We start from the raw sequence: 19,145 nt of genomic DNA, 5'->3' as shown, positions 1-19,145 counted from the left end.
AAAAAGCGAGAGGAACGGGAAGCGGGAAGGCGATGAGATACCGTTGGCGCTTTTTATGCTGAGAAATATACATAGGGAGAGTTTTCATGCGCATGACCAAATATATATTGTTGACCGGCATCGCAGCGGCATCGCTGTCACCAAGCATGGCATGGGCGCGGTCCGAGGCCGAAACCACCGCAGATGAGGGTCAGAGCGACGTTATCGTGGTCACCGCGCGGCGGCAGAATGAACTGCTGGCCGAGGTTCCGGCATCAGTAACGGTATTTAGCGCAGCGGATTTAGAGCGCACCGGCGTGACAAAAGCCGATGAATTTGTGCAGTTAACGCCCGGCGTCACTATCGTAACCGGCACCGCAGAGGCAGGTGACACGCAAATCAATATTCGCGGCATAAACGGCGCGCGCGATGCGGAAAGTTCGGTCGCATTGGTGGTCGACGGTATTTTGAAAACCAACACGGCGCAGCTGAACCAAGATCAGGGAACTTTGCGGCAGGTGGAAATATTAAAAGGCCCGCAAGGCGCGTTATATGGCCGAAACGCCGCCGCTGGTGCAATCGTGATTCAGACATTGAAACCCGGCAACGATTTCGAAGGCGGAGCGCAGTTTAGCGCGGCGCAGGATAATACCTATCGCGGCTCTGCTTATGTGTCCGCCCCGGTTGGAGAAAATGCGGGCATCGTTCTTTCGGGCGCCTACAGCACGAGCGACGGGTTTTTTCGCAACATTTTCCTTGGTAATCGGAAAGTCGTTGATGATCAGGAAACATGGTCGGTTGACGGCCGGTTTGTTGCGCGGTTGGGTGACGATACGGAGCTGGATCTGAAGGCGCGTTATGCCGACCTGACCGGTGCATCCATCAACTTTAATGCCGCGTTCCACCTGCCGAATTTTGCCGGCGTGAATCCAGCCTTTTTCGAAGATGTGAACGATCATCCGTTTCGCTATTATTCCAATATCCGGCCGACCAATGATCAGCAGACGTTCGAAGCATCGGCAAAGATCACCCATGATTTCGAAAATATGACGCTTACCGCTTGGGCGCTGTATAGCGACGTGGATCAGGCTTTAACCGCCGATGGTACATCCGCCGATTTTGCCCGCTTCACTTTCCCCGGCACAACCCCCGCATCGGTGGCAGTGTCAAATAGCTGTTTTACAACCACCGCAGCGCTAACGGGTTTTCCGGTGAACCAGCCGGGTTTTGTGGGCGCAACGCCTGTGCCATTCTTATTTGATCCGGCAAATGGTTCGACCTTTGGCCCTTATAGTCCGACAACTTGTGACGGCACACAGCTGCAAATCCGGCAGCAACGCGACATTAGCGGGGAAATTCGGCTGGCATCCAATGGCGATGGTCCGCTTGATTGGCAAATTGGCGGCTATTTCCTAAATATAGACCGCAATGTCGGCGTCAGCATCGGTGCAGATCTGGGGCAGGGCGTTAGCAGGCAATTATTCAACGATGCCAGCAGTAGCAACCCCACATCGCAGCTGTTTTCGGATAATTTCAACACCAATGTCTATGCGGTTTTCGGTTCGATCGATTATGAGGTTGGCGATCGTTTCGATATCGGCGTCGCGCTGCGTTATGATATTGAGGACCGATCGGTGACCAATTTGGTGCCCACCGCGAACGATCCGTTCAGCGGAGGCCCAATCAATCCCGGTCAAGCCTTTGGCCCAATTGCCGATCAAAATCAGACTTTCAAACAATTGCAGCCAAAAATATCGGCGCGTTATGAAGTGGCAGATGACATAAATCTTTACGCCAACTGGGGCATTGGTTTCAAATCGGGCGGTTTCAACAATCAGGGTTCAGCCGCAATCATTGATCAGAATTTCAACCAATTCATTGGCACCAATGTCCTGATCGAGGATAATTTCCGCAAAGAGAGGTCCAGCGCATTTGAAGCGGGCGTGAAAGGCGCGCTGCTCGACAACCGCATAACATTCGACTTGGCCGGATATTATACCAAGGTTGACGATATGCAATTTTTCGAATTTTTCGTCGGCAGCTTTGGCTTGCTCCGCGTGGTATCCAATATTGATGATGTAGAGCTTTATGGCTTGGAGATGAACGCCAATGCCAAAATCGTCGATGGCTGGACCATTTTCGGTTCAGTCAATGTGACCGAAAGCGAGATTAAAGCAAATTCATCCCGCCCGCAGACTGTGGGGAATAAATCGCCTTACACCGCCGACTATACGATCAATTTGGGCACACAGATTGTCGCCCCGATTGCCAGCAGCTTTGACCTGGTGATGCGCGCCGATTACCGCATAACCGGGCCCACTTGGTTCCACACGGTTCAAAATAATACGTCACCCACTTTGTTCAGCGGACTATTGCCCATTTCCGCTTTGCCCGGCCCGCCCCCCGCCTTTGTTGGCGATGCCGATTTTTCGATAACGAGGCGTGAGGCATTTGGCGTTCTGGACCTGCGCTTCGGGCTCGAAAGTGAACGTTGGTCGATCACGGCCTTTGCCGATAATCTCCTCGACCGGAAATATTTGAATGAGGTGATCCCAGCGATAGAATTTGGCGGATCATTCATCTCCCCGGGCGCGCGGCAGCGATTGGGTTTGGAAGTGGGCATGAAGTTTTAGGGTCTAATCCTAAATCAACGACATTCATTCCCAAAATAATTCGCCATTTAGATAGAGATAGCGGTCCCCGCCTTCGTTTTTCTTGGCGATGAAACTGGCGCTGATATTACCCTCATCATCTTGTATCGCAATGATGTAACCGTCGAGATAATAGCGGCCAGAAATTTGGCCTTGGCTTCCAGCATAGCCGGAATAATTGCCGCCGCTGAGTGATGTTCCTGACCAATCGGATAATCTGATTTGCCCGTCGCGGGTTAGCTTTAGGCCGCTGCCACTTGTCTGGCTATAACCAGCCCCGCCATTGCCCGAAATATTGCCATAATCATAAGAAACGCGCTCGCCCGCAGAGAAGGGTTCAAACAAATTGGTTTCAGACATGCTGCCGCCAATCCGCACCATCCCGCGTCCTGCCGCGGTGTAACGGACCACTGAACAATCCGTTTGCCGTGCCGGAGGTAGAATTGGGTTCCAGCCTTTGCATGTCGAATTAATCGCATATCCGCCGGGAAAGAGCAGGTAATTATCGAAGGTGATAGAGGCGTTATAGCTGTCATATTCGCCTTCGACCGATGCCATACCAATGGGCCGATTTGCGGCAGGGATACGGTCTATGGACGCCTTTAAGCTGCTGTCGCCGCTGGTTGCGGGCGCGGCAGGAATAGTTTGTTTTGGTGGCTGTGCTTGTGCTGTTTGGCGGGCCTGATCCGCTATGCCTACGCCATTGGAAGCTATTTTCGCGGGCAGCTGTTCGCGCATTGCAATTTGTAATGCGCCGTCGGCTACCTCAATTACATCGACGATTTCCTGTCCGACAACAAAGGCCATGACCAAACCGGCTTTGTCACCATACCGGCTATACATGAAAACGCAGGTCCTGCGGCCGTTGGTCACCAAAAGGTGACTATTGCTTTCTGGCAAAGTGTCATACTCACCCGTGCCGCAACCGGGAATTGTTTGCGCCAGTTGCGCCAAGCTTTTTTCCGGATTAGTGGCAAAGCTTTGTTCAAGAGGATAGGTCGTGATGACGATAGAATCACCGTCCGAATGGCGAATATTTTTGATGTTGCCGCTATCAACATTCTCGTCCGAAACAATTTGCCACCCGGGCTGACTTTGCGCCTTTCCCAATTGAGCAGATAGCAATAATGCCGGCGCCGCAGCGCATATGACGACCGAACGCAGTAATAATTTACGCGGCATATTTTTCTCCCCCTGCCTCCGGCTTTTTTTCAGATACCGATCAGCGCTATCTGACACAACATTCTGCCTTTGTCCGGTTTGTTCAACAAAAATATGCCTGCAAGTGCAATCGCAGCAGTTTCAAGCCGCCTTGCCCACGACACTTTCCGGCAAATCTGTGCCAAACACACGCTGATAATATTCGGCGACCAAAGTCCGCTCTTCTTCATCGCATTTGTTGAGGAAAGACAAGCGGAAGGCAAAGCCGACATCCTTAAAGATCGCGGTATTTTGTGCCCAGGTTATAACGGTGCGCGGGCTCATAACCGTGCTGATATCGCCGCCAATGAAGCCTTGCCGTGTCAGCTCGGCGACTTTCACCATATTTTTTACGGTTTGTTCGTCGGTGCCGGATTCTTTGGCCAGCACAATACGGCTTTCGACCTCTGCGGGCAGATAGTTGAGACCGACAACAATGTTCCAACGGTCCATCTGACCTTGGTTGATGGCTTGCGTCCCATGATATAGCCCGCTGGTATCGCCAAGGCCAACAGTGTTGGCGGTCGCAAATAGGCGGAACCATGGGTTCGGGCGGATGACCCGGTTCTGGTCGAGCAGAGTCAGTTTCCCTTCGGTTTCCAGAACCCGCTGAATCACGAACATCACGTCGGGCCGTCCGGCATCATATTCATCAAATACCAATGCAGTCGGTGTCTGCAGCGCCCAAGGAAGCAAGCCTTCGCGAAATTCGGTTACCTGCTGCCCATCGCGCAGGACAATCGCGTCGCGTCCGATAAGGTCGATACGGCTGATATGCGCGTCGAGGTTAATCCGAATGCAGGGCCATTTGAGCCGCGCCGCCACTTGTTCGATATGCGTCGATTTTCCTGTGCCATGGTAACCTTGCACCATCACCCGGCGGTTATGTGCAAATCCCGCCAATATGGCGAGCGTGGTATCACCGTCAAAAACATAGCTGGGGTCCAAATCGGGCACCCGCTCGTCGGCCTCGCTAAAGGCCGGACATTCCATGTCAATGTCGATGCCGAATATGTCACGCACGCTGACCTTCGTATCGGGTGCGTCCAAAAGGGTGGTGCCGCTGGTTCCGGCGGAGATATTGGGAATGTCTGTCATGCGAATGCTCGTTTCATTAATAGTCGGTTGATGCCATAATCATGAAAGGGGGTCAGAGTCGATAGGGAGATATGCTTATGAGCTATATTGACGGTTTTGTAATCGCTGTGCCGAAAGCGAATAAACAGAAATTTATTGAGCATGCCGAAATGGCGGACGGCATGTTCATTGAAATGGGCGCGCTACGGGTAGTGGAATGTTGGGGCGATGATGTGCCCGATGGCAAGACCACCGATTTCCGAATGGCGGTGAAGGCCAAGGAAGATGAAGATGTGATTTTCAGCTGGATCGAATGGCCGGATAAGGCAACGCGCGATGCAGCTATGGCGCAAATGATGGACCCCGGCAACACAGACCCCCGAATGGATCAGGAAAAGCACCCAATGCCTTTTGACGGCGCACGGATGATTTTTGGCGGATTTGTGCCTGTGGTTGATATGAAGGAGTAAGCCACGATGCCGAATAAACATGGCGATTTCATCTGGTATGAACTGATCACCAGCGATGCGGGTGCAGCGCAAACATTTTACGGCCCGCTACTTGGTTGGGATTTTAAGGATAGCGGCACGCCAGGCATGGATTACCGGATTTTCTCTTCGGCGATTAGCGAGGTTGGCGGGATCATGGCGTTGACTCCGGAAATGAAGGACGGCGGCGCACGGCCATTCTGGGTGGGCTATATCGCGGTGGATGATGTTGATGCTGCGGCAGCAAAGATGAAAGCAGCAGGTGCGGCCAAACATATGGAGCCATGGGACATTCCGGGCGTCGGGCGCATCGCATTTATGGCCGATCCGCAAGGCGCGATGTTTTACATAATGAAGCCGCTATCCGCGCCGGACAGCCCCGATGCAGCGAGCCAAAGCTTCGCTGCGACCGAGCCATCAGAGGGACATTGTGCATGGAATGAACTAAACAGCAGCGACCCTGAGGCAGCCAAAGCCTTCTATGGCGATCTGTTTGGATGGCAAAAAGAGGGCGAGATGGATATGGGCCCGATGGGAAAATATGAATTCCTGAAAGTCGGCGATGATCGCGGCTTCATGCTGGGCGCGGTCATGCCGAAACCGCCGCAAATGCCTTTTTCCGCTTGGATCTATTATTTCCGCGTGGCCGATATCGATAAGGCCGCACAGCAGATTATGGCAGGCGGCGGCAGCATGATCCAGGAACCGGTGGAAATACCCGGCGGCGAATTTTCACTGGTCGCACGCGATCCGCAAGGTGCAGGCTTTGGCTTGGTGGGCATGCGGAAATGACAATTGCCAAAAACACCATCTGCCTTTGGTACGACAAAGACGCCGAAGAGGCCGCTCATTTCTATGCCAGCATTTTCCCGGACAGCTGCGTTGGGGCCGTTGAGCGCGCGCCGCTTGATTTCCCCGGAGGCCAGCAAGGCGATGTGCTTGTCGTCCACTTCACGGTCTGCGGCGTCCCCTGCGTCGGTTTGAACGGCGGCCCGATCTTCCCGCACAGCGAGGCTTTTTCCTTCATGATAGCCACCGACAGTCAGGAAGAAACCGACCGCTATTGGACCGCCATTGTCAGTAATGGCGGTGCGGAAAGCGCCTGCGGCTGGTGCAAGGACAAATGGGGCCTCAATTGGCAAATCACCCCGCGTATCCTGACCGATGCCATGGCGCAGGGCGGCGATGTTGCCAAACGCGCCTTTGAAGCGATGATGACGATGGGCAAGATCGACCACGCGGCGATTGAGGCGGCGGTTCGGGGATGACCATGATCCTGCACGGCCATCCCTTTTCGTCTTACACATGGAAGGCCATGATCGCGCTTTACGAGAAGGGCTTGCCGTTTGAATTGCGGAATGTTGAGGATGACCATAGCGCTAATCCTGAAAAGCCCGGGCGGCTGCGTCAATTATGGCCGCCGGGCCAGTTTCCGGTGCTGGAGGATGGCGGCAGGGTGCTTATCGAGAGTACCATCCTGATCGAACATCTTGACCTTGCCTATCCCGATACGCGGCGGCTTATCCCATCCGATCCCGAGGCGGCGCTTGAGGTGCGGTTTATGGACCGGGTGTTTGATAATCATGTCATGGCCAATATGCAGGCGATTGTCGGCGAGCATTTGCCCTTCATCACAGAAACGCCCGATCCGATGCGGATCGCGCGGGCAAAAGCCGCGCTGTTGGTGATTTACGAGTGGCTCGAACAGAAGCTGCCAGAAGATGGCTGGGCGTGCGGTGAGGAATTCAGCCTTGCCGATTGCGCCGGAGCGCCCGCGTTATTCTACGCCGATTGGGTGCACGATATCCCCCAAGAATTAACGCGGCTAAAAGCCTACCGCGCCCGCGCACTCGCCCGGCCATCGGTGGCGCGCTGCGTTGAAGACGCGCGGCCTTACCGGCATTATTGGACGCTGGGCGGGGCGGATCGGGATTGAAAAGGGAGAAGTGAAATGACCAAATATGGTCTTAATCAAACGCTTTCGACTCTCGCAAAATTGCCCATGCTTCCAATGTCGCTTGCAATTCCCGTTCATGGCTGCGGTCGCCGCCATTGCGGTCGGGATGATAGGTGCGCAATTTTTCGGAATAGGCCTTGCGGATAGCTTTTTTGTCGGCGGCGCTAGTCAGTCCCAGCAATTTTAGCGCATTGTGCTCCGCACTAGATAGCGGGGCAGCGTTCATTTCGGCGCTGCGCTCGTCCCTTTGGCGGCGAAACCTTGCCCCAATGGCGTCGAGGGGATCGTGAAAATCCTGCCATTTCGGCGGAGAATCTACGCTGGCGGCGGCGCTGAAGGCGCGGGTTTCATTGGGCCAGACATAGGTGGGGCTTTGCGCGGCGGCAATTTCCTGAGCGGTCATGCCTTCGAACCAGTCATAACCAGCGTTAAATTCGCGGACATGGTCGAGGCATAACAGCTGATAATCTCCCGGCCCATCCGCGCCCGATAGCCGCCCGTTAAAAGCAGGCGCGCGAAATTCGCCCAGCTCTGCGCAATCCGGGTGCGCGCATAGAGTATCACCCCCGCCCATGCGCCCGCCATAGCGGTCAGGACGATTTTGCCGGGAATGGGTCATCAGAGGGCTTTGCAATTTGTCATTGGCCCTCCATATAAGCGTCATGACCACAGAAATAAAAGGGGCCCTGGCCCGCGAAATCGAAGAAATTTTGACCGCCGCCTTTGCGCCTGTGCATCTGGCGGTCCTGAACGACAGCGCGAAACATAGCGGCCATAGCGGCGATGACGGATCAGGTGAGAGCCATTTTACCGTCGAAATTACCAGCGCGGCCTTTGACGGCGTGTCGCGAGTGATGCGGCAACGGATGGTGAACAAGGCGCTCGGCGATATTCCGGGGCAGCGGGTGCATGCACTGGCGATCAAGGCGCGGGCGCCAAGTGAAGCAATCGCCAAAAATTAGCAATGCCGACCTTGCTTCGAATTGGCGGTTTTCGCTTCTATTTTTTCAGTCATGAGCCGAATGAGCCGCCGCATGTGCATATCGATAGGGGCGATGCCACGATCAAAATATGGCTGATGGATTTGACCGTCGCCAAAAGTCGCGGCTTTCGCGCACATGAAATTTCTGGCATAGTGAAACTGACAGCTGGGCATAAAGAAATGCTCACGGAGAAATGGAATGAATATTTCGGCGAAGATAACCGATGAACGCGTGCTGGATGTGCGCTGCGATGATGATCATCTTATTGTCGATATGATGGATGGCCGTACGATTTCTGTCCCTTTGGCTTGGTTCCCGCGTTTGGCGAATGCCACAGCGCAAGAGCGTCAAAACTGGGAAAAATGTGCGGGCGGTTATGGTATTCATTGGCCGCAGTTGGATGAAGATTTGAGCACAGAAGGCCTGCTGCGCGGCGCGCCTGCCGTTCGGTAACCTATGCTCACCATCACCCCCACTACTCACGACCTTGGTGATTTCAAGGTTCGCCGCACGCTCCCATCAAAGCCGCGCACGATGGTGGGGCCGTTTATTTTTGTCGATCAATTTGGCCCAGCGCAGTTTGACATTGGCGCTGGCATGGATGTGCGCCCGCATCCGCATATCAATCTGGCGACTGTCACCTATCTGTTCGAAGGGGCGATTGACCACCGCGACAGTTTGGGCAGCTTTGCGACCATTCGCCCTGGCGCAGTCAACCTGATGACCGCAGGGTCAGGGATTGTGCATAGCGAGCGCACCCCGCCATTGGAGCGCGGTGTCGTCTCGCCGATATCGGGGATGCAAACGTGGCTCGCGCTGCCCGATGGCAAGGAGGAGATTGACCCTGCCTTTGAAAGCCGCCCGGCGGATGCGCTGCCTTTGGTCGAAAGCGATGGCTTCTCCGCGCGGGTCATTATGGGCAGCCTGTGGGGGGAAACCGCGCCGACAACGCAGCATTCGGGCACGATCTATGCCGATATTTTGATGAATGCAGGCGCGTCGATCCCCATTGAAGCGGAAGCAGATGAGAGGGCGGTATTGATCGCGCTGGGCGATGCTGAGCTGGATGGGCAGGCGCTGGAACGGCACAGCCTCTATGTGCTTGCGCCGGGGCAGGCGATGACGCTTAGGGCTACATCCGACGCGCGCGTGATGTTGCTCGGCGGGGAAGCGTTTAAGACGCAGCGCCATGTCTGGTGGAATTTTGTATCGTCGGACCGCGAGCGGATCAATCAGGCCAAGGCCGATTGGAAAGCGGGCAAATTTCCGCTGGTTCCGGGTGACGACAAGGAATCTATACCCATTCCCGAAGTGCCTTTGACCCGGAGTGATACCTAAAAAAATGCGCTACCCAGCGGCGGCCACCGCGGCGAGGATAGTAGCGGAAGTTTCCTCGATCGAGCCAGTGACAAGCAGAGGCGCGCCGCCAACAATGCCGATCTGCGTCTGGTTATTTTCAAAGGTCCTGAGCCAAGCGACATTGGATGCGACGACCAAATAGTTGCCGCCGCGAGAGTGAAGTTCAACGAATTTCATATAATTTTTCCTGACGACGTTCGAAATAGAGCTCAATCATTCGATTCGGGTTAACGCACGGACGTTCATCGGTGCATCGCTGCCCGAGCAGCAGCTTCGCCAAAGGAGCCGCTTGCGGCAAATGCCTCCGATGATTAGGGTCTTTGGATGACCCCATTTTCGCATCAATCCATCAGCCTGCCCACCCACGTTACTCTTGGGGTATGGACAGCGGGCGATCCGGCAGGCCTGCCGGTCATTTTCCTGCATGGTTTTCCCGAAAGCCACCGGACATGGCGGCATCAGATGACGGCGCTGTCGGCGGCGGGATATTATTGCATCGCGCCCGATCAGCGCGGCTTTGCCGGATCGTCCAAGCCGCCGGAGGTCAGCGATTATACGCCCGATAAGCCGGTAGCTGACCTGTTCGCGCTCGCCGATGCGCTCGGTTTGCCGACCTTCACGCTTGCCGCGCATGATTGGGGCGGGGCGATTGCGTGGATGGCGGCGCTGAAACGGCCTGAGCGGATAGAGCGGCTGATCATGTGCAACAGCGCCCATCCACTGGTGTTTCAACGGACACTCTATGACGATATGGGCCAACGCGCCGCGTCGCAATATATGAACGTGTTTAAGGGCGACCGGATCGACAAAAGCATCGCGGAAAAAGGCCTTGAATGGTTTTATGACCATAGCTTCATGCGCCACTTGACGCCTGAACAAATGGACCCGCAGGAGCGCGAAATTTACCTGAGCGAATGGCGCACCGATAACGCGATCACCTCCATGTTGAAATGGTATAAAGCGACTAATATGGTGGTGCCGCCGATGGAGGGCGCGGTGGAGCGCCCCGCATTTTTGGACAAGCGCTTTCCGGTGATCGATATACCAACGCTGGTGGTATGGGGGATGGACGACCCGGCGCTGCTGCCATGTCAGCTGGAATTGGACGGGCTGGTGTCGGATTTGACGATTATTCGCATATCTGATTGCGGCCATTTCGTGACCTGGGAAGCGCCCGATAAGGTCAATACGGCCATGTTGGAATGGTTGGCTGAGCATTTAGGAGGCTGCGCTTGATTGGTTTCGCGCGAAGAGGCCAAGGCGCGAAGGGGTTGTATCAACAATATTCTCACCCACATTGCACACCAAAAATAGCATCAATTATTCGAAGCAACCTTTGAGCATCTTGGTGCAAAAAGCTGATGCCTTCTTTCAAAACCACTCCACCCATAGGCCATGGGCCTGTGCTTGGCCGAGCAAATGAACCTCGCCATTTTGATTGCCGCCATCCCAGACGCGAACGGTCAGCTCATGCCGGAATGTCGCGCGGTTGGTTTCGAGCATAATCCACGCGAGCGGCTTGTCCGCTGTGGCTCTTGCACCCGCTGCGGCCATTGCTGCGCTAATGCGGTCGCGCCGGTCTTTGGGAATATATTGCCAGACGATGCTGTGATGGACGACGCGGCTTATGCCAGCCGCCTGCGGATCGGATAGGCGCATATCGGTCCAGTCGGCTGCATCCGCCTTGACCACATCGGGCGCGCGGGCAGCGGCAAGCGTGATGGCCGCGTCCATCCGGGCGATCCGGTCTTTATTCTCCGGCCACACATAGCTTTTGACGCGCAGCGCGGCATCGGCGTCCGATAAATCCACCGGATTTTGGTCGCACCCTTGAATGGAAACGATCTCCACTGGTGCTTGCGGCGGTGCAGGCCCGCGCCATTCGGGCTTGATATGCATGGGCGAGTCCGTCGGCCCTGCGGTCACACCGCAAAGGTCATAATGATAACGGTCCATCATCGTGTTGATGCCTGCGCTTGCGCCTAATTCATTCATTTCAAAATGCGGCGGCAAACCTTGCGATGACAGCCATTTTAGCGCTGCCATAAAACTCGCCGAACGGCCCGCTTCGTTGGTTTGCGGCGGGCCATCAAACCAGGGGAGTAAGGCGGCGTCGTGATCGGCAACTATATCTGCAACAATTGCATCTATCTGCTGCTGATCGGTTATTTCCTCCCGATATATCGGGAGCAGCCGGTCTTCTGCGCCGGTAAGATGCAGATAATGCAGCCCGCCCGCAAGCCGCAGCGGCACCGCGTCGGCCAGCAGCTTTCCCGGCCAATTCCTTAACCTTTCAGCGGTCCGGCTGTCCCCGTTTAATAGGGCCAATTGCGCCTCACATATCCGCGCGGTGGCGGGGGCATTATTATGCCGTATGTGCTTCGCTTGCTCGATTAAGCCCGTTCGCACATCATCAATATCGAATATGTCCATATTGCCCTTTCGCGCTCACACCCCTATGTCGCCTGCAATATGACCGATACCATTATCTTTGCCATCCCCAAAGGGCGTATATTGGACGAAGCCTTGCCGTTGATGCAAGCGGCGGGAATTGAGCCTGCCGCTGATTTCTTCAACGATGACAGCCGCGCCTTGATGTTTGCGACCAACGACCCTTTGGTCAGCATCATTCGTGTGCGTGCTTTTGACGTTGCGACCTTTGTGGCGCACGGTGCGGCGCATATCGGTATTGTCGGCAGCGATGTTATTGACGAATTTGATTATTCGGAACTTTATGCACCGGTTGATCTCGGCATAGGCAAATGCCGGATTTCGGTTGCCGTGCCAGAAGGAACGCAGGATCGCAAAAGCGATGGTCATTTGCGCGTTGCTACCAAATATCCTGCGCTCACGCGGCGGCATTTTGAATCAAAGGGCGTGCAGGCCGAATGTATCAAATTGAACGGAGCGATGGAGCTTGCGCCGTTATTGGGCCTGTCGGGCCGGATCGTTGACTTGGTGTCCACTGGCCGGACGCTGAAAGAAAATGGCCTTGTGGAAACCGATATATTGGCGCAGGTTTCGGCGCGGCTGATCGTCAACCGGGCGGCCTATAAAATGACCGATGGACGGATTGCGGAGATGGTCGAACGGTTCCGGCAATTGGCAATGAAGAGCAGCAAAGGAGCGGCAAGTCATGTTGCGGCTTAACACAACAGATACTGGCTTTGCCGAGGCGTTCGACATTCTGGTTGGCGCGCGCAGGGAAAGCGACGCTGGCGTCGCCGCCGATGTCTCCCGGATATTGGCAGATGTAAAAGCGGGTGGCGATGCGGTGCTGCGAGAACTGACTCAGAAATTTGACCGCTTTGATCTCGACAGCAACGGCTGGCAAATTAGCGCAGCTCAATGCGCAGCGGCCTATGCCGCGCTAGAGCCTGATCTGCGCGATGCGCTTGATCTGGCGGCACAACGGATCACCTCCTATCACCAGGCGCAATTGCCCGAAAACCGTGACTATAGGGATGACCAAGGTGTGCGCTTGGGCGCAAAGTGGAACGGAGTGGACGCGGCGGGGCTTTATGTGCCGGGCGGACGCGCGGCTTATCCTTCGTCAGTGCTGATGAATGCGATTCCAGCCAAGGTTGCGGGCGTGGGACGGCTGGTCATGGTGACGCCTACGCCGGATGGAGAGGTCAATCAAACAGTGCTAGCCGCCGCGCATATCGCAGGGGTAGACGAAATTTGGCGCGTTGGCGGGGCGCAGGCTGTGGCAGCACTGGCCTATGGCACTGAAAAAATTGCGCCGGTCGATGTTATCACCGGACCCGGTAATGCGTGGGTTGCCGAAGCAAAGCGGCAGCTTTACGGCGTGGTCGGCATTGATATGGTGGCCGGGCCAAGCGAGATTGTTGTGGTCGCCGATGGGCAAAATGACCCCGAATGGACCGCAGCCGACCTGCTGTCTCAGGCCGAACATGATCTCACTAGTCAGTCGATTTTATTCACCGATGATGCGGCGTTTGCCGATGCCGTGACGAAGTCCGTCGACGTTCAGATTGCGGCACTTTCAACCGGCAAAGTCGCAGGCGCAAGCTGGCGTGATCATGGCGCGGTCATTGTGACGGACAGCTTGGAAAGCGCAATGCCGCTGGTCAACCTCTTGGCGGCGGAGCATGTGGAGCTAGCCACTGATATGAACAGAGCAGAGGCGCTATTTGCCGCCATCCGCCATGCAGGATCGGTCTTTCTGGGCCGCCACACACCCGAAGCCATTGGCGATTATGTCGCGGGCCCCAATCACGTATTGCCGACTGGACGGCGGGCACGATTTGCATCGGGCCTGTCGGTGCTCGATTTTATGAAACGGACCAGCTTCATTGCTCTGGATGAAGACAGCGTGCGCAAAATTGGACCTGCGGCGGCGCGGCTTGCCGATGCCGAAGGATTGCCCGCCCATGCGGCGAGCGTAAGGAAGAGACTAAAATGACGAAAAGATCAAAAACACGCTCGGCGGCGCGGCTCGCAGCTGTGCAGGCTTTGTATCAGCTCGATATGGAAAAGCCCGCATTGGCGCGTTTGCTCAACGAATTTCACGATCACCGTCTGGGCGCTGAAATTGAAGATGCGCAATATGAAGAGGCTGAGGTGCCGTTTTTCGACGATTTGGTCAGCGGAGTGGATGCGCGCCGCGAAGAGATTGACGCCTTGGTGGAAAGCAAGCTTGGCGAGCAATGGAAATTGTCACGGCTCGATAAAACCATGCTGCAGATTCTGCGCTGCGGTGTGTATGAATTAATCGCCCGCGCCGATGTCCCAACAAAGAGCGTGATTACCGAATATGTGGACGTCGCCCATGCTTTTTTTGACGATAAGGACGCGAAATTCGTCAACGGCTTGCTTGATGCGGTTGCAAAAGAGAAGCGCGGTTAGTCCGCGTCTATTATGACCGTGCGGAGCCGCCCATGAGCCGCGAATCCGCCTTTATCGCGATGATGCGCGCCATCGCATCCGGCCCGGCTGCGCGCGGGCTCCTTGATGATGCCGCCGTGATCGAATTGGGCGGGGAAGCGCTGATACTCACCCATGATATGATGGCAGAGGGAATTCATTGGCTGCCCCATGCCAGCCCCGCCGATGTGGCATGGAAATTGGTGGCCGCAAATCTGTCTGATCTTGCGGCTAAAGGCGCAGAGCCATTGGGGTTGTTGCTAGGATACAGCTTGTCTGACGCACAGTGGGATATGGGTTTCGCCGCCGGGCTGCATGATGCGGTGGGGCATTTCGATGTGCCATTGCTGGGCGGAGACAGTGTCGGCGATGCCGGTGGCCGGATATTGGGGATGACCGCAATTGGCCGTGCTTCCTATCGCCCCGTGCCCGCCCGTTCAGGCGCGCAGGCCGGGGATATCCTCTATGTCACCGGATGGTTGGGCGATGCGAAAGCTGGCTTTGACCTCGAAAATGGGGCGGATGAGGGGGGATGCAGCGATGCAGGCCGACTGCGCCGTGCGTTCAAGCGGCCTGCACCTAGGCTATCAGATGGCCGGGCTTTGGCACCGCTGGTAACAGCGATGATGGACGTGTCCGACGGCTTGTTGATTGACGCGCAGCGTATGGCAGCGGCCAGCAATCTTCAGCTGACGATTGACCTAGCCCACGTCCCGCTATCGCCGGATTATGTTTCGCTTTATGGCGACAACACAGACAGCAGGATAGAGGCCGCGAGCTGGGGCGATGATTATCAATTGCTGTTCGCGCTCCCCAATAGTGTGGAACCCCCGGTTGCCGCAGTGAAGCTTGGGCAGTTTGACTCAGGGCAGGGGCTAAAATTGACCGACAATGGCACAGCGACCGCATTGCCCGCACGTCTTGGCTTCGAACATGGCTGATCATTGAGATAGAGCGCGGTTTATGGCTTGCGCTTTTCGATCAAGCCCCCCTATACGTTAAGCATCAGTGGCTGTTGGAGAGCGGCCCGGTATTGAAACCAAAATCAGGGGAGGACATTTAATGTCGTTGACTATAATCGCCATGATCTGTGGCGTTATCGCTGTATTATACGGCGTGATAACCGGCCGGCAGGTGCTTAGCGCATCGCCTGGCAATGAAAAAATGCAGGAAATTGCTGGTGCAATCCAAGAAGGCGCACAGGCCTATCTGGGACGCCAATATCGTACGATTGCCATCGTGGGTGTCGTTGTGGCGTTGCTGGTTTTTGTGTTTTTGGATATGCCTCGCGGCGGTGTTCCAGTGACCAGCATCGGCTTCGTTATCGGGGCGGTGTTATCCGGTGTGACTGGATATGTCGGTATGAATATCTCGGTTCGGGCAAATGTCCGCACGGCGCAGGCCGCGAGTGAGGGGCTGCAGCAAGGGCTGACCGTCGCGTTTCGTGCGGGCGCGGTTACCGGTATGCTGGTTGCTGGCCTCGCGCTGCTGGCGATTGCCGGTTTCTATTATGTTTTGACCGGCCCGATGGCTTTGGACTTGATGCAAACGGATCAGAAACGCGAAATTATTGACGGCCTCGTTGGTTTGGCATTTGGTGCCTCGCTGATTTCGATCTTTGCGCGCTTGGGCGGCGGTATTTTTACCAAAGCGGCCGATGTTGGTGCCGATCTGGTCGGTAAGGTTGAGGCTGGCATTCCCGAGGATGACCCCCGTAACCCAGCAACGATTGCCGACAATGTGGGCGACAATGTGGGCGATTGCGCCGGTATGGCCGCCGACTTGTTCGAAACCTATGTTGTAACCGTGGGCGCAACCATGGTGTTAACCGCTTTGCTGGTTACCGGCTTGACGGCTCAGGGCTTAAGCGGATTGATGGCATTGCCGCTGCTTGTTGGCGGTGTCTGCATCATCACATCCATCATCGGAACTTACATGGTTCGTTTGGGTTCATCCAACAATATCATGGGCGCGCTGTATAAAGGTTTTATCACCACTGCCGTGCTATCTATTCCGGCGATTTATTTTGCCTCCGATGCGGCGCTTGGCGGTATGGACAATAGCTACACCGTCGGCGACACCACCTTTACCGGAATGTCGCTTTTCTGGTCGATGATGGTCGGCCTTGTCGTAACTGGCTTAATCATTTGGATTACCGAATATTATACTGGCACAAATTACCGGCCGGTCCGATCCATTGCGAAAGCTTCGGAAACTGGCCACGGCACCAATGTGATTCAAGGCTTGGCGATCAGCCTGGAAGCAACTGCTCTACCAACTCTCGTCATCGTAGTCGGCATCATCGTCACGTATCAGCTGGCTGGCCTTATCGGGATCGCCTTTGCGGCGACATCCATGTTGGCATTGGCGGGTATGGTCGTGGCGTTGGACGCATATGGTCCGGTCACCGACAATGCGGGCGGTATCGCTGAAATGGCTGAGCTGGATCAAAGTGTAAGGGACAAAACCGATGCGCTCGATGCAGTGGGCAACACCACCAAAGCAGTGACAAAGGGTTATGCCATTGGTTCAGCTGGATTGGCAGCGCTGGTATTATTCAGCGCCTATACGGCGGACTTAAACGCATTCTTCCCAGAATTGGATGTCAGTTTCAGTTTGGAAAATCCCTATGTGATTGTCGGCCTACTGCTGGGTGCATTGCTGCCCTATCTATTCGGAGCCATGGGCATGACCGCCGTTGGCCGCGCCGCAGGTGACGTGGTCATCGATGTCCGCGATCAATTCGCCAAGGATAAAGGCATCATGGCGGGCACATCGCGTCCCGATTATGCCCGGACCGTGGATTTGGTGACCAAGGCTGCGATTAAGGAGATGATTATCCCCTCTTTGCTGCCCGTGCTGGCCCCGATCGTGGTGTATTTCGTGATCACTTGGGTGGCAGGACAAGCCAATGGCTTTGCGGCGCTGGGCGCGTTGTTGCTTGGTGTTATCATCTCCGGCATATTCGTTGCTCTGTCGATGACGGCAGGCGGCGGCGCTTGGGACAATGCCAAAAAATATATTGAGGACGGCAATCATGGCGGCAAAGGCAGCGAAGCCCATAAAGCCGCTGTGACCGGTGACACGGTGGGTGACCCCTATAAGGACACCGCCGGACCAGCGGTCAACCCGATGATTAAAATCACCAATATCGTTGCGTTGCTCCTACTGGCGGCATTGGCCGCTGGGTAAGGACCAGCTGAAACACATTCGTCGGAGCGTTCAATGCCCTGACCACAAACCCCGTCAGAGCAATTTGGCGGGGTTTTTTGTGGTGGCACAGGGCTGCGTTAGCAATATCTTTGCTTATTTTGCCTATTATATTGGCGTGCCGGTAGTTCGGGTGCGTCAGGGGGCAATTGGTGAGGCAACAGGTTCAACAGCGACAGCGTAAATTGGCGGACATTTATCCGCCCAGCCTTGCGCTGCGCCTGATGGATACGAAGGATATTGACCAGGCAGATTTCCGGTCAGCTTGGAATGTACTTGCCGAAAATGCCAGCGAACCCAACCCATTTTGCGAATATTGGTTCCTGCGCCCCGCCTTCCGTGCCTTTGATACGCATGATCATGTCAGCTTATTCACTCTTTGGGACAATGAATCTGGGCCAAAGCCAAAGTTAGTCGGGCTAGTGCCCATCGGGCGGGAAGTGCAATATGGCCGGTGGCCTTTACCTCATCTGCAGAATTGGCTGCATCCCAATGCTTTTTTGGGGGTGCCGCTGATCCACCGCGCATATGAGCGATTATTTTGGGAGGGATTGCTCGCCCATCTGGACCGGCATGGTGGACATAATATATTCTTCCATATCAACGGCGTACCGATTGGCGGTCCTGTGCAGAGCGCATTGGCAGACGTCTGTGCCGCGCAGGGCCGAAAAATGGAACTGGTCCACAGCCAAGAAAGGGCGATGTTGCAAAGCGCGCTGTCGCCATCACAATATTATGAAGCTGCGATGCGGTCCAAGAAGCGCAAAGAATTGCGGCGTCAGAAAAACCGGTTGAGCGAGCATGGCGAGCTGACTTTTCGGCGGTCCTCCGACGATGTTGCGCTTGATCAATGGGTGGAAGAATTCTTGGCGCTCGAAAAGCGCGGGTGGAAGGGTGAAGAGGGCTCAGCGCTTGATTGCGCCGAAGAGACACGGTTGCTGTTTCAGCAATCATTGGCCGGGGCTGCGGCATATGGGAGGTTGGAGCGGCTGGATTTGCGATTAAATGGTGAGCCAATTGCCATGCTCGTCAATTTCCTATGTCCACCAGGCAGCTTCTCCTTCAAAACGGCTTTTGACGAAAAATATGCCCGTTATTCGCCGGGCGTATTGTTACAAATTGAAAATCTAGATTTGCTGCTGCTCAGCGACGTGGATTGGTGCGATAGCTGCGCCGCCGAAGGGCATCCGATGATTGACAGCGTATGGACCGAACGCCGCGCCATTGGCCGCTATTCTGTCGCGATTGGAGGCATGGCCCGCCGCGCCATATTTGGACTTTTACTACAGGCTGAAACCGCAAAAATGGAAAGAAAGGGGCAGATGTGACGGCTATTTTCGATTCTAAAAAC

General features: G+C 55.3%; 21 protein-coding genes. 16 read left to right on the top strand and 5 right to left on the bottom strand.

What is annotated here, in order from left to right; genetic code table 11:
- Positions 1 to 86 precede the first annotated feature (86 nt).
- The gene (locus tag ACFOWX_RS08520) at positions 87 to 2,612 is read left to right on the top strand and encodes a TonB-dependent receptor (RefSeq protein WP_381423161.1); all 2,526 of its coding nucleotides are present in this window, start codon (positions 87 to 89) and stop codon (positions 2,610 to 2,612) included.
- Positions 2,613 to 2,636: 24 nt separating this feature from the next.
- On the opposite strand, the gene ACFOWX_RS08515 is transcribed toward ACFOWX_RS08520, so the two are convergent.
- Together ACFOWX_RS08515 and cobS are read right to left on the bottom strand one after the other, a co-directional pair.
- Complete coding sequence (locus ACFOWX_RS08515) at positions 2,637 to 3,812, bottom strand: hypothetical protein (protein WP_381423159.1); 1,176 nt, start codon at positions 3,810 to 3,812, stop codon at positions 2,637 to 2,639.
- Between the two features lie 120 nt (positions 3,813 to 3,932).
- Entirely contained in the window at positions 3,933 to 4,928 is a 996-nt protein-coding gene (cobS, locus tag ACFOWX_RS08510; RefSeq protein ID WP_381423157.1) for a cobaltochelatase subunit CobS, read from the bottom strand.
- A gap of 77 nt (positions 4,929 to 5,005) precedes the next feature.
- Between cobS and ACFOWX_RS08505 the strand changes: the two genes are divergently transcribed.
- Genes ACFOWX_RS08505 through ACFOWX_RS08490 form a run of 4 tightly spaced genes read left to right on the top strand, consistent with a single transcriptional unit; the run spans position 5,006 to position 7,331 of the window.
- On the top strand, positions 5,006 to 5,377 hold the full coding sequence (locus tag ACFOWX_RS08505) for a DUF1428 domain-containing protein (RefSeq protein WP_381423155.1): 372 nt from the start codon (positions 5,006 to 5,008) through the stop codon (positions 5,375 to 5,377).
- A gap of 6 nt (positions 5,378 to 5,383) precedes the next feature.
- On the top strand, positions 5,384 to 6,187 hold the full coding sequence (locus ACFOWX_RS08500; protein ID WP_381423153.1) for a VOC family protein: 804 nt from the start codon (positions 5,384 to 5,386) through the stop codon (positions 6,185 to 6,187).
- Positions 6,184 to 6,663, top strand: a complete 480-nt coding sequence (locus ACFOWX_RS08495; protein ID WP_381423151.1) for a VOC family protein — start codon at positions 6,184 to 6,186, stop codon at positions 6,661 to 6,663. The genes ACFOWX_RS08500 and ACFOWX_RS08495 overlap by 4 nt, the downstream gene beginning before the upstream one ends.
- Complete coding sequence (locus ACFOWX_RS08490; RefSeq protein ID WP_381423150.1) at positions 6,660 to 7,331, top strand: glutathione S-transferase family protein; 672 nt, start codon at positions 6,660 to 6,662, stop codon at positions 7,329 to 7,331. The genes ACFOWX_RS08495 and ACFOWX_RS08490 overlap by 4 nt, the downstream gene beginning before the upstream one ends.
- Before the next feature lie 31 nt (positions 7,332 to 7,362).
- Here ACFOWX_RS08490 and ACFOWX_RS08485 read toward each other — a convergent pair whose 3' ends face one another.
- A complete protein-coding gene (locus ACFOWX_RS08485) occupies positions 7,363 to 7,971 on the bottom strand; it encodes a J domain-containing protein (RefSeq protein WP_381423149.1) in 609 nt (202 codons plus the stop codon).
- 43 nt (positions 7,972 to 8,014) lie between these two features.
- On the opposite strand from ACFOWX_RS08485, the gene ACFOWX_RS08480 reads away from it, so the two are divergent.
- From ACFOWX_RS08480 to ACFOWX_RS08465, 4 genes are all read left to right on the top strand, one after another.
- A complete protein-coding gene (locus ACFOWX_RS08480; protein WP_381423147.1) occupies positions 8,015 to 8,314 on the top strand; it encodes a BolA family protein in 300 nt (99 codons plus the stop codon).
- 74 nt (positions 8,315 to 8,388) lie between these two features.
- Positions 8,389 to 8,562 (top strand): DUF4160 domain-containing protein, encoded by a 174-nt coding sequence (locus ACFOWX_RS08475; protein WP_381423145.1) that lies wholly within the window; start codon positions 8,389 to 8,391, stop codon positions 8,560 to 8,562.
- Positions 8,534 to 8,788, top strand: coding sequence for a DUF2442 domain-containing protein (locus tag ACFOWX_RS08470; RefSeq protein WP_381423143.1), 255 nt, complete (start codon positions 8,534 to 8,536; stop codon positions 8,786 to 8,788). Before ACFOWX_RS08475 ends, ACFOWX_RS08470 begins: the two co-directional genes overlap by 29 nt.
- 3 nt (positions 8,789 to 8,791) lie before the next feature.
- On the top strand, positions 8,792 to 9,673 hold the full coding sequence (locus ACFOWX_RS08465; RefSeq protein WP_381423141.1) for a pirin family protein: 882 nt from the start codon (positions 8,792 to 8,794) through the stop codon (positions 9,671 to 9,673).
- Between the two features lie 9 nt (positions 9,674 to 9,682).
- Here the strand turns inward: ACFOWX_RS08465 and ACFOWX_RS08460 are convergent, their stop codons facing one another.
- Complete coding sequence (locus tag ACFOWX_RS08460) at positions 9,683 to 9,871, bottom strand: hypothetical protein (RefSeq protein ID WP_381423139.1); 189 nt, start codon at positions 9,869 to 9,871, stop codon at positions 9,683 to 9,685.
- A gap of 147 nt (positions 9,872 to 10,018) precedes the next feature.
- Between ACFOWX_RS08460 and ACFOWX_RS08455 the strand changes: the two genes are divergently transcribed.
- Positions 10,019 to 10,930: an alpha/beta fold hydrolase gene (locus ACFOWX_RS08455; protein WP_381423137.1), complete on the top strand. Its 912-nt coding sequence runs from the start codon at positions 10,019 to 10,021 to the stop codon at positions 10,928 to 10,930.
- Positions 10,931 to 11,065: 135 nt separating this feature from the next.
- Here the strand turns inward: ACFOWX_RS08455 and ACFOWX_RS08450 are convergent, their stop codons facing one another.
- Positions 11,066 to 12,127 (bottom strand): DUF2332 domain-containing protein, encoded by a 1,062-nt coding sequence (locus ACFOWX_RS08450; RefSeq protein WP_381423135.1) that lies wholly within the window; start codon positions 12,125 to 12,127, stop codon positions 11,066 to 11,068.
- Positions 12,128 to 12,166: 39 nt separating this feature from the next.
- Here ACFOWX_RS08450 and hisG point away from each other — a divergent pair, with 39 nt between their 5' ends.
- The 6 genes from hisG to ACFOWX_RS08420 all read left to right on the top strand — a co-directional run bounded on the left by hisG (position 12,167) and on the right by ACFOWX_RS08420 (position 19,122).
- Positions 12,167 to 12,844: an ATP phosphoribosyltransferase gene (hisG, locus tag ACFOWX_RS08445; protein ID WP_381423133.1), complete on the top strand. Its 678-nt coding sequence runs from the start codon at positions 12,167 to 12,169 to the stop codon at positions 12,842 to 12,844.
- Positions 12,831 to 14,123: a histidinol dehydrogenase gene (gene hisD / locus ACFOWX_RS08440; RefSeq protein WP_381423131.1), complete on the top strand. Its 1,293-nt coding sequence runs from the start codon at positions 12,831 to 12,833 to the stop codon at positions 14,121 to 14,123. The genes hisG and hisD overlap by 14 nt, the downstream gene beginning before the upstream one ends.
- Positions 14,120 to 14,566 carry a transcription antitermination factor NusB gene (nusB, locus tag ACFOWX_RS08435; RefSeq protein ID WP_381423129.1) on the top strand — a complete coding sequence of 149 codons (447 nt, stop codon included), beginning with the start codon at positions 14,120 to 14,122 and terminating at the stop codon, positions 14,564 to 14,566. The genes hisD and nusB overlap by 4 nt, the downstream gene beginning before the upstream one ends.
- A 32-nt stretch (positions 14,567 to 14,598) precedes the next feature.
- Positions 14,599 to 15,525, top strand: coding sequence for a thiamine-phosphate kinase (thiL, locus tag ACFOWX_RS08430; RefSeq protein ID WP_381423127.1), 927 nt, complete (start codon positions 14,599 to 14,601; stop codon positions 15,523 to 15,525).
- Between the two features lie 121 nt (positions 15,526 to 15,646).
- Positions 15,647 to 17,776: a sodium-translocating pyrophosphatase gene (locus ACFOWX_RS08425; protein ID WP_381423126.1), complete on the top strand. Its 2,130-nt coding sequence runs from the start codon at positions 15,647 to 15,649 to the stop codon at positions 17,774 to 17,776.
- Positions 17,777 to 17,946: 170 nt separating this feature from the next.
- Entirely contained in the window at positions 17,947 to 19,122 is a 1,176-nt protein-coding gene (locus ACFOWX_RS08420) for a GNAT family N-acetyltransferase (protein WP_381423124.1), read from the top strand.
- The last annotated feature ends 23 nt before the right edge of the window (positions 19,123 to 19,145 follow it).

Source organism: Sphingorhabdus arenilitoris, from assembly GCF_042651485.1.
GTDB classification, from domain to species: domain Bacteria; phylum Pseudomonadota; class Alphaproteobacteria; order Sphingomonadales; family Sphingomonadaceae; genus Sphingorhabdus_B; species Sphingorhabdus_B arenilitoris.
Note: the sequence above shows the minus strand (reverse complement) of the source record. Positions and strands in the feature narration are given on the sequence as shown.

What these genes read in the sequence shown, in the direction of transcription:
- ACFOWX_RS08485 (WP_381423149.1), bottom strand. Translation starts at nt 7,971, where the DNA reads ATGACCCATTCCCGGCAAAATCGTCCTGACCGCTATGGCGGGCGCATG.
- cobS (WP_381423157.1), bottom strand. Translation starts at nt 4,928, where the DNA reads ATGACAGACATTCCCAATATCTCCGCCGGAACCAGCGGCACCACCCTT.
- nusB (WP_381423129.1), top strand. Translation starts at nt 14,120, where the DNA reads ATGACGAAAAGATCAAAAACACGCTCGGCGGCGCGGCTCGCAGCTGTG.
- thiL (WP_381423127.1), top strand. Translation starts at nt 14,599, where the DNA reads ATGAGCCGCGAATCCGCCTTTATCGCGATGATGCGCGCCATCGCATCC.
- hisD (WP_381423131.1), top strand. Translation starts at nt 12,831, where the DNA reads ATGTTGCGGCTTAACACAACAGATACTGGCTTTGCCGAGGCGTTCGAC.
- ACFOWX_RS08500 (WP_381423153.1), top strand. Translation starts at nt 5,384, where the DNA reads ATGCCGAATAAACATGGCGATTTCATCTGGTATGAACTGATCACCAGC.
- ACFOWX_RS08515 (WP_381423159.1), bottom strand. Translation starts at nt 3,812, where the DNA reads ATGCCGCGTAAATTATTACTGCGTTCGGTCGTCATATGCGCTGCGGCG.
- ACFOWX_RS08450 (WP_381423135.1), bottom strand. Translation starts at nt 12,127, where the DNA reads ATGGACATATTCGATATTGATGATGTGCGAACGGGCTTAATCGAGCAA.
- ACFOWX_RS08465 (WP_381423141.1), top strand. Translation starts at nt 8,792, where the DNA reads ATGCTCACCATCACCCCCACTACTCACGACCTTGGTGATTTCAAGGTT.
- ACFOWX_RS08455 (WP_381423137.1), top strand. Translation starts at nt 10,019, where the DNA reads ATGACCCCATTTTCGCATCAATCCATCAGCCTGCCCACCCACGTTACT.
- ACFOWX_RS08480 (WP_381423147.1), top strand. Translation starts at nt 8,015, where the DNA reads ATGACCACAGAAATAAAAGGGGCCCTGGCCCGCGAAATCGAAGAAATT.
- ACFOWX_RS08505 (WP_381423155.1), top strand. Translation starts at nt 5,006, where the DNA reads ATGAGCTATATTGACGGTTTTGTAATCGCTGTGCCGAAAGCGAATAAA.
- ACFOWX_RS08460 (WP_381423139.1), bottom strand. Translation starts at nt 9,871, where the DNA reads ATGAAATTCGTTGAACTTCACTCTCGCGGCGGCAACTATTTGGTCGTC.
- ACFOWX_RS08425 (WP_381423126.1), top strand. Translation starts at nt 15,647, where the DNA reads ATGTCGTTGACTATAATCGCCATGATCTGTGGCGTTATCGCTGTATTA.
- ACFOWX_RS08495 (WP_381423151.1), top strand. Translation starts at nt 6,184, where the DNA reads ATGACAATTGCCAAAAACACCATCTGCCTTTGGTACGACAAAGACGCC.
- ACFOWX_RS08490 (WP_381423150.1), top strand. Translation starts at nt 6,660, where the DNA reads ATGACCATGATCCTGCACGGCCATCCCTTTTCGTCTTACACATGGAAG.
- ACFOWX_RS08520 (WP_381423161.1), top strand. Translation starts at nt 87, where the DNA reads ATGCGCATGACCAAATATATATTGTTGACCGGCATCGCAGCGGCATCG.
- hisG (WP_381423133.1), top strand. Translation starts at nt 12,167, where the DNA reads ATGACCGATACCATTATCTTTGCCATCCCCAAAGGGCGTATATTGGAC.
- ACFOWX_RS08470 (WP_381423143.1), top strand. Translation starts at nt 8,534, where the DNA reads ATGAATATTTCGGCGAAGATAACCGATGAACGCGTGCTGGATGTGCGC.